Source organism: Streptomyces sp. GDS52, assembly GCF_052246875.1.
Lineage (GTDB): Bacteria > Actinomycetota > Actinomycetes > Streptomycetales > Streptomycetaceae > Streptomyces > Streptomyces cathayae.
This window is the reverse complement of the sequence record NZ_CM125966.1, coordinates 1,460,521-1,472,903: the sequence shown is the minus strand read 5'-3', so window position 1 is coordinate 1,472,903 and position 12,383 is coordinate 1,460,521. Positions and strand designations below refer to the sequence as shown.

Here is a 12,383-nt window from a genome sequence, read left to right as displayed (position 1 = left end):
CCCGCCGGGTGCCGATTCCAACGGTTTCATGACGGGGCGGTCCGGGACTGTGTCCCGGGGGGTCCGTCGATCTGCCGGACACGTACGTGGCTCCTCGTTGTTCCTGTGGGTCGGGTCTGTCGGCGGTCCAACGATCCTGACGGGAGCCATGTTCCCGCGACGGGCCGGACCGCACCCCTCGGGAGTGCGGTCCGGCCTGCGGCTCAGAGGTCGAACTCGTGGGGCGGCAGCCCCAGCGCGAAGCACGCCTCGCGGACGACCGCCTGCTCGTTCTGGTCGAAGTCGCCGTCGGCGCCGCCGATGACGATGCCGATCTGGATCACGGCGCGCGCCTCGGCGGGCTTCTTCTTCGCCTTCGCGACCTCCTGCAGCACGCTCACCTTGCCGAAGGCGAAGTCCGCGGTCAGCTTGTCGAGGTTCTCCTCGAAACGGCGGCGCAGATCGTCCGCGGGGAAGTTCCGCAGCACGTCGTTGGTGGAGATGAGCTGAGCCACCCGCTGCCGCTCGGAGGGATCGACCGAACCGTCGGCGGCGGCGACCAGAGCGCACATGGCCATGCTCGCGTCGCGGAACGCACCGCTCTTCAGATCGTTCTTCTTCGCGTCGAGCTGGTTCTGCATCTGCGACGCGGACTCCTTGATGCGGTCCCACAGGGCCATGCGTACTCCAAGTGTTCGGGTGCGGGGCACCGGCTTCACGCCGTGCGGTCTGTCGGGCCCCGGACGGTGTCGACGGTAAATATCTACAGCAGTGTAGAAGTTAACGGATCCGGAACCGGTTCCGGCGCAGAAGGCCACACCCCGGGCGCACCGAGGTGGCGGAGTGTGTCGCATTGGGCCGAACGGGTGACCATGCGTAAGAATTGGCCGATGCAGACCATCAGCGCGACCCGGGACGGAGCATGCCGGTGAACAGCCATGACGTCACCGACGAACAGTGGGAGGGACTGGCCCAGGTCGTTCCGCTGCGGGGCCGGGACGCCTGGCCGTCCTCCGTGGGCCACCGCTCCCTGCCGGAGGCCGAGACCGAGACACGCCGCCGCCTCGTCGTCCTGCGGGTGAACGTGTTCGCGGACGCCCGCGACGTCGCGGAGACCCTGATGGCCGGGATACCGGTCCTGCTCGACCTGAGCAGCGCGGAGGGCGACGTCGCCAAACGGGTACTGGACTTCAGCACGGGCGTCGTCTTCGGCCTGGGCAGCGGCATGCACCGCGTCGACCGCAACGTCTTCCTGCTGACCCCGGCCGACACCGAGGTGACCGGACTGATGGAGGGCATGGGGATCCCCGGGAACGGGCGGGGCTCCCGGCAGGGGTGAGCCGCCGGGAGCCGGCCGGGGTGAGCCGTCCGGAGTCGGCCGGGGGTGCCGGGAGCCGATCAGGATGTCGCCCGATCGGGGGAAGACCGCACAAGCGGAACGGTTCGCCCCGTACCGGAACCCTTACCTTCCGCACATGACCCCGTCCCTCCCGTCGCCGTCCTCCGCCCCTTCCTCCAGGCCCGCGCCGATCCCCTTCCCGCCGCCCTCCCCGGCTTCTTCGTCTGCCGCGTCCACCGTGTCCACCGTGCCCTCCGGCACCGACACCACCCAGGGGCACCCCGACCGGCCGCGCGTCACCGAGCTGCTGCTGTCCGCGTTCGCCGGGCACCGCAACGTCGGGCTCCCGCTCGGCCCGCTCACCCTGCTCGCCGGGGCCAGCGGCAGCGGCAAGACCAGCGCGCTGCGGGCCTACGAGGCGCTCGCCCGGCTCGGCGGCGGGGCCGAGCTGTGGGAGGCGTTCCCCGAGCCGGACGCGTGCGTGCCGGAGCGGGCCCGTGCCGACGCGCAGCGCCGCCGGGGCTTCCGGATCGGCTGCACCGCCGACGGCCCCGAGGGCCCGGTCCGGCTGGAGGTCGCCGTGCAGGCCGAACCGGAGCTGCGGATCGTGGGGGAACGGCTGACGGCGGACGGCGTGGTCCTGCTGGAGACCGCGCTGCGCGACCCCGGCCGGCGCACCGTGCAGGCCGCGTGGCACACGGCCGGGTCGACACCGGTCACCCGGGGCCCGCTGCCCGACGACCGGCTCGGCACCGCGCTGCTCCCGTTGCGCGTCGCGGGCAAGACGCCCGGACAGCGCAGGGTGCTGGCCGCCGCCGAACAGATGGTGGTCGCCCTGCGCTCCGTCTTCGCCTGCGACCCCCGCCCCGACCGCATGCGCGGCCCGGTGCCGCTCGGCAGCGGGCGGCTGCTCGGCGGCTGCGGCAACCTCGCCGACGCGCTGTGGCGCACCCGGGCCGAGTGCGCGATCCGGTACGGGCTCCTGGTGTCCGCCGTGCGCGCGGGATGCGCCGGCCCGGTCGCCGGGCTGCACGCCGAACCGTACGGCGCGGGATTGGTCCGCGCCCTGCTCGACCGGGGCGACGGCGTCCGCACCGACCTCGTCCGGCTGGGGGAGGGAGAGCTGCGCTACGTCGCCCTCGCACTGGTGCTGCTCACCGGGCCCGGTGTACTGGAGGTCGACGCGCCCGGCGAGGTGCCCGCCGCGCTGCAGACGCTCACCGTGCTCGCCGACGGGTTCGACCGGGGACTGGACCCGCTCCAGCGCGCGGAACTGCTGCGGCTGGCGGCACGGATGTGCGAACGCGGACACATCCGGCTGGTCGGCACGGTGAGCGACGCATCCTGGGCCGCGGGGGTGGGCGGAGTGACGGTGATAGACCTGAACCGTGACTGACCCGACCGACCCCACCGACCCGACCGTCCCGCGCGCCCCGCTCGACATCGCCGGACTCCAGCGCAGGCTCGCCGAGTTCGCTGCCGCGCGGAACTGGCAGCCGTACCACACGCCGAAGAACCTCGTCACGGCTCTCAGTGTGGAGGCGTCCGAACTGGTCGAGATCTTCCAGTGGTTGACGCCTGAGGAGTCGGCCCGGGTGATGGACGACCCGGACACCGCGCATCGCGTCACCGACGAGGTGGCCGACGTGCTCGCGTACCTCCTCCAACTGTGCGAGGTGCTCGGCGTCGACCCGTTGACCGCACTGGACGCCAAGATCGACCGCAACGAACGCCGCTTCCCGGTCTGAACCGCACCCGCCCGGAGACGAACCCCCTCCATTACGCTCCGTGTTCGATATGTCGACTGTTTGTGAATTCTTGTCCCCAGATCTCCACCTTCTCCGTGGCTTTTTGACTGAACAAGACTCACTCTGGGTAATGAGCAGGGAAGTTGGATGGACGCGTGGGCAGCGCGTCGGACAGACAGGGGCAGCGCATATGGACGCTGTGCGGCTGATAGCGGAGAGCAGACGGGCCCTGACCGCTGCCGGCGACGTGCCGGAGCTCTCGGCGGAGGTGTGGCAGGCCCAGGCCCTCGCCCAGGCGATAGGGAGCCGCCTCGCGGTCGCCGGCCCGCCCGAACTACGCGGCGAGGCACTGGGCCTGACCGAACTGGCGGGCCGCGGCTGCGCTGTCCTGGACACCCCGCCCTTGGCCCCCGCCGACCTGCGCGCGGCCCGGCTCACCGAACTGGGTGACGCCCGGCAGACCCTGACCCACCTCGGAGGACTGCTCGGCGAGGTCGGCATCGCGCTGGTCGGCCTCGCCTGCTCCGCGGACGACGAGTCCGCGTACTGGCAGTGCGTGGAGGCCATCGACGCGGCGGACGAGTCCCGCGACCGTGTCCTGGAAATGCTCCGCAAACTCGCGGACCGCGCCCGCGCCCTGTCGGAACGCGAGGCGGAACGCACCTGAAGGTCCTCCCGATATCGCGGACATATCGAAAACCGCATACGCCACCGCAACCGTCCCCCGGCTCCAATGGAGGCATGAACCACGACGCACCCCCGTCGGCACCGCCCCGCCGCACACGCAGGACCATGTTCCTCGGCCTGGCGCTCCTCGCCCTGGCGAGCGCCCTGTTCACCGTGCGGCGGCCGCTCATGATGTCCGCCCCGATGTGCATGGCCGGGCGGTGGCACGGCTGCCTCGACACGTTCAACGGCGTGGTGCTCGTCACCTTGGCCACGCTGCCGGTGGCCGCACTGGTGGTGTGGGCGCTCGCGCGCCGTCGGCGGGCCGCCGGTGTCGCATCGGCGTGGCGGATGTCGCTGGCCGAGGTGGGCATGGTCCACGGGACGGTGCCGTTCCTCTGGATGACCATGATGCCGGGCGCCGGGGCCGGCATCGTCCCCGGCCGGGTCAGCCTGGTACCTCTGCGGGACCTGCTCACGATGGGGACACTCGGCATCGCCGGCAACCTGCTGGTCTTCGCGTCGCTGGGGTTCTTCGCCCCGATGCGGTACGCGGCGCTGGCGTCCGTACCGCGGATCCTGGCACTCGGGGCGGGCTGCTCGGTCCTGGTCGAAACCGCACAGTACGTCCTGCGGCTGGACCGGGTCTCCTCCGTGGACGACGTCCTGGTCAACGCCACCGGCGCCGCGCTGGCCGCCCTGGCGTCGCGCCGCTGGTGGCGCACCACGACCGAAGCACCGTCGGAGCAACCACGCCCCGAGCCCGTACCGGCAGGCTGAGCCGCGTCTCCGGTGCGCACACGTCCTCGTATACATCGCCGATATGTCGTGCCGCCTAGGCTTCTGACATGCGCGTACTGATCGTGGAGGACGAGCCCTACCTGGCAGAAGCCGTCCGTGACGGCCTCCGGCTGGAGGCGATCGCCGCCGACATCGCCGGTGACGGCGACTCCGCCCTGGAACTGCTCGGCGTCCACTCCTACGACCTCGCGATCCTCGACCGCGACATCCCCGGCCCTTCCGGCGACGAGGTCGCCCGGCACATCGTCGCCTCCGGCAGCGGCATCCCGATCCTCATGCTCACCGCCGCCGACCGGATCGACGACAAGGCGTCCGGATTCGAGCTCGGTGCCGACGACTACCTCACCAAGCCGTTCGAGCTGCGCGAACTGGTCCTGCGGCTGCGGGCGCTCGACCGCAGGCGCGCGTACGCCCGGCCCCCGGTCCGCGAGATCGCGGGCCTGCGCCTCGACCCCTTCCGCCGGGAGGTCTTCCGCGACGGACGCCACGTCGCGCTCACCCGCAAACAGTTCGCCGTGCTCGAAGTCCTCGTCGCCGCCGAAGGCGGGGTCCTCAGCGCCGAGGAGCTGCTGGAACGGGCCTGGGACGAGAACGCCGACCCCTTCACCAACGCCGTCCGCATCACCGTCTCCGCACTGCGCAAACGGCTCGGCGAACCATGGATCATCGCCACGGTCCCGGGCGTCGGCTACCGCATCGACACCACCCGTCCCGACACCACCGGCCCCGACTGCGCGCATGCCTAGACGCCCAGGGCTCAGCACCCGACTGAAACTCACCCTCAGCTACGCCGGGTTCCTCGCCGTCGCCGGCGCCCTCCTGCTGGCCGTGGTGTGGGTGTTCCTGCTGCGCTACATCCCCGACAACTCCCAGGGCCTTCTCGGGATCTCACCCAACCGCTACCTCCTGGTGCGCATCTTCACCCCCGCCGCGGCCGTGGCGATGGCCTTCCTGCTCGTGTTCGGCCTCGTCGGGGGATGGATCCTCGCCGGCCGGATGCTCGCACCGCTCACCCGGATCACGGACGCGGCACGGACGGCCGGGAACGGATCGCTGTCCCACCGGATCCGCATGGAGGGCCGCCAGGACGAATTCCGCGAACTCGCCGACGTGTTCGACACCATGCTCGAACAACTCGAGTCGCACGTCGCCGAGCAGCAGAGGTTCGCCGCGAACGCCTCCCACGAACTACGCACCCCGCTGGCCATCTCCCAGGCCCTGCTCGACGTCGCCCGCAAGGACGACGACCCCGCCCGGGACCAGGGAGAACTCCTCCGACGCCTGCAGACCGTCAACACGCGCGCGATCGGTCTCACCGAGGCCCTCCTGCTGCTCAGCCGCAGCGACCGCGGAAACTTCACCCGCGAGAGCGTCGACCTCTCCCTCCTCGCCGAAGAGGCCGCCGAAACCCTGCTCCCCCTCGCCGAACAACGCGGGATCACCCTCGACGTCACCGGCGGAACGACCCGGACCGGCGGCTCCGCTGAACTCCTGCTCCGCATGGTGACGAACCTCCTCCAGAACGCCGTCGTCCACAACCTCCCCACCGGCGGTACCGTCACGGTCCACACCGAGACGCAGGGCGGCACGAGCGTGCTGCGGGTCGAGAACACGGGGCCCCCGCTCCCACCGGAACTGATCCCGACCCTCACCGAACCCTTCCAGCGCGCAACGGAACGCGCACGCACCGACGAGCACGCAGGCGTCGGCCTCGGCCTCGCCCTGGTGCACAGCATCATCCGCGCCCACGACGGAACCCTCGACCTCACCCCCCGCCCCACCGGCGGCCTCCTCGCCACGGTCCGGCTTCCCGACACGCCGTAGGCACCGTCCCCGACGGGACCGGCCCGACCGCACCGGGCCCGACCAGGCAGGATGAAGACATGGATCTCCGTATCTTCACCGAGCCCCAGCAGGGGGCGACCTACGACACCTTGCTCACCGTCGCCAAGGCCACCGAGGACCTCGGCTTCGACGCCTTCTTCCGCTCCGACCACTACGTCAAAATGGGCTCCGGCGACGGACTGCCCGGCCCCACCGACGCCTGGATCACCCTGGCCGGCCTCGCCCGCGAGACCCGGCGCATCCGGCTCGGCACCCTGATGACCGCCGGCACCTTCCGCCTCCCCGGCGTCCTCGCCATCCAGGTCGCCCAGGTGGACCAGATGTCCGGCGGCCGCATCGAACTCGGCCTGGGCGCGGGCTGGTTCGAGGAGGAGCACACGGCGTACGGCATCCCCTTCCCCAAGGAGAAGCTCGCCCGCCTGGAGGAGCAGCTGGAGATCGTCACCGGGCTGTGGGCCACCGAGCCCGGCCAGACCTACGACTTCCACGGCACCTACTACGACCTCACGAACTCCCCGGCGCTCCCCAAGCCCGCCCAGTCGAAGGTCCCGGTCCTCATCGGCGGCCACGGCGCCGTCCGCACCCCCCGGCTCGCCGCGCGGTACGCCGACGAGTTCAACATGCCCTTCGCCTCCCTCGAGGACAGCGAGCGCCAGTTCGGCCGGGTACGCGCCGCCGCCCAGGAAGCCGGCCGCGACCCCGGCGACCTCGTGTACTCCAACGCCCTGATCGCCTGCGTGGGCAAGGACGACCGGGAGATCGCCCGCCGCGCCGCCGCGATCGGCCGCGACCCCGACGAACTGCGCACCAACGGCCTGGCGGGCTCGCCCGCCGAGGTCGTCGACAAGATCGGCCGCTACACCGAGATCGGCTCCCGCCGCGTCTACCTCCAGATCCTCGACCTCTCCGACCTCGACCACCTGGAACTGATCTCCTCCCAGGTCCAGTCCCAGCTCTCCTAGCCCCTCCGGCCGCGCGAACAGACCACCCGCAGGCCTGCCCGCGCTCATGGCAGGCCTGCGGGTGGGAGAAGCCATCCGCTCACCGGACAGCGGCCCCGGTCGAGGAACGTCGAGCCGGTATCGGTGGCGGTTGCCTTCCTTCTGGGGTGGGGGGAGCCACTGCTTGTGAGAAGGTCACGCGTGTGATCAACCAGGAAGGCGGCCCTGGCCGCGAACTTGTGCTCGTCGACGGATTGAGCCCTGCGGACGTCGTGCTCGTTCATCGCGAGGCACTTTGCGTGCTGCGCTCCGGCATCGACACAGCCCACTTCGACGCCTACAGCGACGATGCCTGGCCGCCTGCGGTACTGCACTCCTACGAGCGCGCGCTGGTCTTGGCCCGGCAGGAGAGGGCGGACGGTATTCGCTCCCGGCGCGCCGATCCTGGGACGGGAATCGAGATCGACGTCCGTGACGACGCGCAGTTCGAGCTGCTGTTGGACCTGGCTCCTCACACGATCAACGCCGAAGGCTGGCGAGGAGACCGGCTCGTCTTCAGCGCCAGTGACTCGGGAACCGCTCTGTGGATGGCCGTCACGGACGAACAGGCAGCAGAACTCCTGGCCCGACTGGACGCGCTGGGAATCCCACCAACCGCGCTTTCGGCCCAGCCGCCTGGCCGCTGAAACGCAGGCACCAACCGCCTGAAGCAGCGGCGAAGGGGTGCCACCCGCCAATGGTGACTCAGCTCAGTGGACGTGGTGGTACGCGTGGTGGGGAGCCCCGAGTTGGCCCTTCGCTCCGTGCCCCGGCGGGATTCGGAACCTGCGACACCTGCTTGAGGAGCTCGATCGCTCCTCGGCACTGCCGGGGGGCCACCCGGCCACGCTGGTCATGCCGGACCGCCCAGGAGTGCCGGCGTCCGGCGTCGTTGATGTCACTCGTTGATGTCAGAACGGAGTAACCCGCGCGCGCTCGCTGGCACGATGGCCCGGTGGTTGACCTGGAGCGCATCAAGGCAGAGAGCGTGGCCTACTTCCGAGCACTCGATGAGAACGCCACCCTGCGACACCACTTCCGCCACGCTGACGAGGAAGGCGGTCTGTGGTACATCGAGGCCGTACCCGACCACGGCGAGTTGGTCGTCATCAAGCAAGCCGAGCTGACTCCGGCCGGCCGACTCCACCGGTACAGCTGGGAGCACCTGGAGGACGAGCACGGCGGCCTGACCGACCAAGCGATCGACCCTGAAGAAGATCTGCTGGAGACCGTCCCGGCCGAGGAGTTCCAACGGGTGTGGACTCGGTGAGCGGGCCGGACAACCGCTTTAGGAGAGAGGCGGGGAGTGGGGGCGCTGACCTGGAGCTTCGATACCTGGTCAGGCCACCGAGAACGCGACCGCGAGACACCCCCGTTGACCGTGGCTGACCCTTGTATCTGGCACGCCTGTGGCACGGGCTGCCCCCTGAAGCTCCTCAGTCCGTCGGGATCAGGTGCGCCCAGACGGTGCCGAGCCTCTTGAGCAGGGCACGCTGCTCGTCGATCCAGCCGCGGTCCACTTCGAGGGAGAGGGCCAGCCTGGTGCTCTGCTGGTCGGCGATGGTGACCGTGATCCCATCGTGGTCGTCCTCCCGCCAGTTCAGGCGGATGCCGATCTCGGCGACTCGTGCAGCCTCACGCCAGACGGCGTCGTGCCCCGCGGTGACCTCGTCCCATACGTGTGCCCAGCCGGCCAGGTCTCTTGGATCCACATGGGTGTCGAGGACACCGGCCACGAAATCGTTGTGGACCAGGAGTTGCCCCTTCATGTCCGGGATGCCCGGGGCATAGGAGTCGTTCAACTCGACCGCAACACTGCCGCCGTATCTACCGGTGATCCGCAGCAGTGCGAACCGCTCGGGCTCCTTCATGTCCCACCCCTGGGTGTTCGGTTCAGCGCTGATGCTGCGCACTCCAGACAGCACCACTGACGATGCCTGCCGCGCTCACCGTCTCACTGGATGACTCAAGACCTGTCTTCTTGCCCTGGGTCTTGCCGGGGATCTTGGTGAGCTGGGTTTTTGCTGGTCAGCGCCAGTATGCTCGCGCGCTTGGTGGTCGTCGTTGGTCGTCATTGGCGACTGTTGAGCAGCCTCGGACGGCCCAGAGACGGCCCAGACATCGGCCCGCTCGGCAGCCTACGAGCTGATGGGCAACTCCCGCGCTCGCTGGCGTGCTTGCGCTCGTAGTTCCTTCAATCGGCTGTGGAACGCGTTGTGGCGGTTCTGGTCGAGGTTCAGCGGGAGGTCGAGTTGGGAGATGAGCTGCGACTCCAGGTCCCACGGTTCGCTCTGCTCGATCCAGCACACTCGCGCGTTGTCCGCCATCCACTGGCTCAGGGTGGCTTCGCCGGCCTTGCCGAAGGTCATCCGTTTGCCGCTGCCCACGCGGCGCAGATCGAGTCCGAGCAGGCAGCCGAGGGTGAGCCGCAGGGTCGAGCCGGCTGCGTTGCCCCGGTAGTGGTAGCGCACCCGCTTGCGCAGGTTCTGGGTGCTGGTGCGGTTCGCCATGTACCGCGGGGCTATCCCGACGTAGAGCAGGCGCCCGGCGCCCAGGTCCGGGTGGGGCGGTTGCTTGAAGTGCCACCCGTAGACCCCTGCCGCCGCCGGGACGGGGCTCGGACGCGCCAAGACCTCCTGCGCTGACCACAACCGGTCGGGATTGACGAGAGCGGTAGCTTCCACGGAGCCTCCAGGCGTGTCACGGCTGATCGTCGCAGGTTACTGGTCGACGCTGACATGTGACATCAGCTTGGGAAGCTCGTGTGCTTCGGTCTTCGCTGCCTTACTGAACTGGGACGGAACGGTGTGTCCCGACTGGTTGGTCGCCGACCGATCGCCCGCTGTTCCCCGTGGTTCCCCGCACGATCCGGCACGCGTCTGGCACGCCTCTCGTCGGCTCCGGGGCTGGGCTCCGATGAGCTGTACCGACCCGCAGACCGCCCTACCGCCGGAATACGGGAACTTTCCGCCCCGGCGATGGGAGGATCACCGTGCCGGCGCGCCGTATCGAGGAGGGGGCCGAGGTGCTGTCCACCGAGCTGAAGCACACGTTTCAGATCGCCGCGCCGCCGGAGGAGGTCTTCGCGCACCTGGCCGAACCGTTGCACTACGTCGGCCTGTCGCCGCTCGTCGTTGCCGTCCGTGACGTGCGCCGCAACGGCGGCACCGTGAGCTACACGGCCGTGGAGCGTTTCCGCTTCCTGGGCGTCCTGCGGCACGACAACATCACCGACGTCACGCTCGTCGCCGTCCCGGACGGCCTCCCGCACTCCGCCGAGATCTTCGGGGAGGTCCGCAGCCCCGGCCGGGTCCGCATGAGCTACCGCTTCGCCATCGACCGCCACGAGGCCGGCAGCGTCGTCACCGACACCCTGCACCTGCGGACGCCCCCGGGCCTGCTGCGGTTCGCCGCCTCACAGGCGGGAGCGGTCCAGCGGGCCCGGGCCTGTGTTCTGACGGCCCGTCTGGCCCGGCCCGTTTGACGGCTTTCGTGCGGGCAGCCCGGTGGCGAAGGCCGTACGCAGGGTCGATCCTGAAGGCCTGGCTTGGCAGGATTCGGTCCTGCGACACCCGCTTGAGGAGTTCGATCCGAGCCCGCTCCGGTTGCTGCCGTCGACTGGTGCGACGACCGAGCAGAGTCGCTGGTGTACGCCTCCGTCCGGCGTCGTTGATGAAGCTCCTATAGACCGTCAAGCGCTCTGTGTGAGTGGTTTCGGTGTGTGGTGGGGACGGGTGAGGTGCTGGTAGACCTCGCGGGCGATGAAGCGTTTGAGGCAGCGGAGGATGTCCTTCTTGGACATGCCTTCGGCGGTGCGGCGGGCGACGTAGTTCCGGGTCCGCTGGTCGTAGCGCATGCGGACCAGCGCGATCATGTGGAGTGCGTGGTTGGCCCGGCGGTCGCCGCCGCGGTTGAGGCGGTGCCGGTTGGTGCGGCCCGAGCTGGCCTGGACGGGGGCTGCCGCGCACAGGTGCGCGAACGATGCTTCCGAGGTGAGCCGCTCGGGGTTGTCGCCGGCGGTGATCAGGAGCTGGGCGGCGGTCTCGGTGCCTACTCCGGACAGCGCGACCAGCGAGGGTGCTGCTTCGGCCACCAGCGACTTCAGTTCGGCATCGGCGTCGGCGATCTCCTCGGTGAGGTACTGGTGGCGGCGGGCCAGACGCCGCAGGGCGATCCTGACCGCGCAGGCCGGGTCGCGGGTGTCCGCGCCGGGCCGGGACCGTGACAGCTGCTTGATCAGCTCGGCGGGGGCCAGTGTGCGCAGCCGCTCACGGACTTCGCCCGGCGCGGTGATGATGAGGGTGCGGATCTGGTTGATGATCTGTGTGCGGGCCTTGACGGCCGAGCGGCGGACCACTCGCAACGCGCGGATGGCCTCCACGATGCCATCGCGGGTCTTGGGGGTCCCGCCAGCCCGGCCGGAGAGTACTGCTGTCGCCGCGGCGAAGGCGTCTACGGGATCGGACTTGCCATTGGCCCTGCGGGCTCGTCGGTCGGGGCGGTCCACCTCGATCACGGTGACCTGGTTCGCCCGCAGCACCCGGGCAAGTTCGGAGCCGTAGGCGCCGGTGCCCTCGACACCGACGGCCATGACCTCGCCGTGCGAGCGAAGCCACTGCAGTAGCCGACGGTAGCCGTCGTGAGTGGTGGGAAATGTCTCGGTGGCCAGGTGCCGGCCGATGGAGTCGATCACTGCGGCCTGGTGGAAGTCGGTGTGGGTGTCGACGCCGCCGATCACCGTTGTCTCTTCTGCCATGCTGATGAGTGCTGTCCTTCCGTGCGACGCATGAGGGATGGCACGCGCCGGTCGGGCGGGAGGACAAGACTGTGATGGGACCTTTGGCCGGGCTCCTATGAGGTCACAAACGCCCGACCGGCCGCGCGCAGGGCGGCGCCACCCGAGTCGGCCGACATGTCATCAACAAGACAGCCTGTGCGTCGGTCAGTCGGCGGGTCAGACCGCCTCGGGCAGCACCACCGACATCCTCACAGTCAGCCGTGGATGTCAGAGACCTTCTGATCCGT

15 protein-coding genes are annotated in these 12,383 nt (G+C 70.0%); 11 read left to right on the top strand and 4 right to left on the bottom strand.

Going from position 1 to position 12,383, the window contains the following annotated elements:
* Positions 1–203 precede the first annotated feature (203 nt).
* Positions 204–659: a tellurite resistance TerB family protein gene (locus ACTWJ9_RS06620; RefSeq protein ID WP_279333300.1), complete on the bottom strand. Its 456-nt coding sequence runs from the start codon at positions 657–659 to the stop codon at positions 204–206.
* 242 nt (positions 660–901) lie between these two features.
* On the opposite strand from ACTWJ9_RS06620, the gene ACTWJ9_RS06615 reads away from it, so the two are divergent.
* The 10 genes from ACTWJ9_RS06615 (at position 902) to ACTWJ9_RS06570 (ending at position 8,628) form a co-directional block, all read left to right on the top strand.
* Positions 902–1,318, top strand: a complete 417-nt coding sequence (locus ACTWJ9_RS06615) for a cell division protein SepF (protein ID WP_279333298.1) — start codon at positions 902–904, stop codon at positions 1,316–1,318.
* Positions 1,319–1,454: 136 nt separating this feature from the next.
* Positions 1,455–2,714: an ATP-binding protein gene (locus ACTWJ9_RS06610; RefSeq protein WP_387034714.1), complete on the top strand. Its 1,260-nt coding sequence runs from the start codon at positions 1,455–1,457 to the stop codon at positions 2,712–2,714.
* Entirely contained in the window at positions 2,707–3,066 is a 360-nt protein-coding gene (locus ACTWJ9_RS06605; RefSeq protein ID WP_279333294.1) for a nucleotide pyrophosphohydrolase, read from the top strand. The genes ACTWJ9_RS06610 and ACTWJ9_RS06605 overlap by 8 nt, the downstream gene beginning before the upstream one ends.
* A 190-nt stretch (positions 3,067–3,256) precedes the next feature.
* Positions 3,257–3,733 carry a DUF6099 family protein gene (locus ACTWJ9_RS06600; protein ID WP_443295331.1) on the top strand — a complete coding sequence of 159 codons (477 nt, stop codon included), beginning with the start codon at positions 3,257–3,259 and terminating at the stop codon, positions 3,731–3,733.
* A gap of 74 nt (positions 3,734–3,807) precedes the next feature.
* On the top strand, positions 3,808–4,512 hold the full coding sequence (locus tag ACTWJ9_RS06595; protein ID WP_443295330.1) for a VanZ family protein: 705 nt from the start codon (positions 3,808–3,810) through the stop codon (positions 4,510–4,512).
* A gap of 68 nt (positions 4,513–4,580) precedes the next feature.
* Positions 4,581–5,279, top strand: a complete 699-nt coding sequence (locus tag ACTWJ9_RS06590) for a response regulator transcription factor (protein WP_387034720.1) — start codon at positions 4,581–4,583, stop codon at positions 5,277–5,279.
* Entirely contained in the window at positions 5,272–6,357 is a 1,086-nt protein-coding gene (locus ACTWJ9_RS06585; protein ID WP_279333285.1) for a sensor histidine kinase, read from the top strand. The genes ACTWJ9_RS06590 and ACTWJ9_RS06585 overlap by 8 nt, the downstream gene beginning before the upstream one ends.
* A 59-nt stretch (positions 6,358–6,416) precedes the next feature.
* On the top strand, positions 6,417–7,340 hold the full coding sequence (locus ACTWJ9_RS06580) for an LLM class F420-dependent oxidoreductase (protein ID WP_387034724.1): 924 nt from the start codon (positions 6,417–6,419) through the stop codon (positions 7,338–7,340).
* A 182-nt stretch (positions 7,341–7,522) separates the two neighbouring features.
* Positions 7,523–8,005, top strand: coding sequence for a hypothetical protein (locus ACTWJ9_RS06575; protein ID WP_279333281.1), 483 nt, complete (start codon positions 7,523–7,525; stop codon positions 8,003–8,005).
* Between the two features lie 308 nt (positions 8,006–8,313).
* Positions 8,314–8,628: a hypothetical protein gene (locus ACTWJ9_RS06570; protein WP_279333279.1), complete on the top strand. Its 315-nt coding sequence runs from the start codon at positions 8,314–8,316 to the stop codon at positions 8,626–8,628.
* 166 nt (positions 8,629–8,794) lie between these two features.
* Here ACTWJ9_RS06570 and ACTWJ9_RS06565 read toward each other — a convergent pair whose 3' ends face one another.
* Positions 8,795–9,229 carry a DUF5959 family protein gene (locus tag ACTWJ9_RS06565; RefSeq protein WP_279333277.1) on the bottom strand — a complete coding sequence of 145 codons (435 nt, stop codon included), beginning with the start codon at positions 9,227–9,229 and terminating at the stop codon, positions 8,795–8,797.
* 267 nt (positions 9,230–9,496) lie between these two features.
* A complete protein-coding gene (locus ACTWJ9_RS06560) occupies positions 9,497–9,988 on the bottom strand; it encodes a GIY-YIG nuclease family protein (RefSeq protein WP_387034729.1) in 492 nt (163 codons plus the stop codon).
* Positions 9,989–10,350: 362 nt separating this feature from the next.
* Between ACTWJ9_RS06560 and ACTWJ9_RS06555 the strand changes: the two genes are divergently transcribed.
* Positions 10,351–10,842, top strand: a complete 492-nt coding sequence (locus ACTWJ9_RS06555; RefSeq protein ID WP_279333273.1) for an SRPBCC family protein — start codon at positions 10,351–10,353, stop codon at positions 10,840–10,842.
* 207 nt (positions 10,843–11,049) lie between these two features.
* On the opposite strand, the gene ACTWJ9_RS06550 is transcribed toward ACTWJ9_RS06555, so the two are convergent.
* Positions 11,050–12,114 carry an IS110 family transposase gene (locus ACTWJ9_RS06550; RefSeq protein WP_279333271.1) on the bottom strand — a complete coding sequence of 355 codons (1,065 nt, stop codon included), beginning with the start codon at positions 12,112–12,114 and terminating at the stop codon, positions 11,050–11,052.
* Positions 12,115–12,383: the final 269 nt, after the last annotated feature.

Bases quoted from the DNA above. Each gene is read 5' to 3' on its own strand.
- ACTWJ9_RS06620 (WP_279333300.1), bottom strand. From the start codon at position 659: ATGGCCCTGTGGGACCGCATCAAGGAGTCCGCGTCGCAGATGCAGAAC.
- ACTWJ9_RS06615 (WP_279333298.1), top strand. From the start codon at position 902: ATGCCGGTGAACAGCCATGACGTCACCGACGAACAGTGGGAGGGACTG.
- ACTWJ9_RS06610 (WP_387034714.1), top strand. From the start codon at position 1,455: ATGACCCCGTCCCTCCCGTCGCCGTCCTCCGCCCCTTCCTCCAGGCCC.
- ACTWJ9_RS06600 (WP_443295331.1), top strand. From the start codon at position 3,257: ATGGACGCTGTGCGGCTGATAGCGGAGAGCAGACGGGCCCTGACCGCT.
- ACTWJ9_RS06595 (WP_443295330.1), top strand. From the start codon at position 3,808: ATGAACCACGACGCACCCCCGTCGGCACCGCCCCGCCGCACACGCAGG.
- ACTWJ9_RS06590 (WP_387034720.1), top strand. From the start codon at position 4,581: ATGCGCGTACTGATCGTGGAGGACGAGCCCTACCTGGCAGAAGCCGTC.
- ACTWJ9_RS06585 (WP_279333285.1), top strand. From the start codon at position 5,272: ATGCCTAGACGCCCAGGGCTCAGCACCCGACTGAAACTCACCCTCAGC.
- ACTWJ9_RS06580 (WP_387034724.1), top strand. From the start codon at position 6,417: ATGGATCTCCGTATCTTCACCGAGCCCCAGCAGGGGGCGACCTACGAC.
- ACTWJ9_RS06565 (WP_279333277.1), bottom strand. From the start codon at position 9,229: ATGAAGGAGCCCGAGCGGTTCGCACTGCTGCGGATCACCGGTAGATAC.
- ACTWJ9_RS06550 (WP_279333271.1), bottom strand. From the start codon at position 12,114: ATGGCAGAAGAGACAACGGTGATCGGCGGCGTCGACACCCACACCGAC.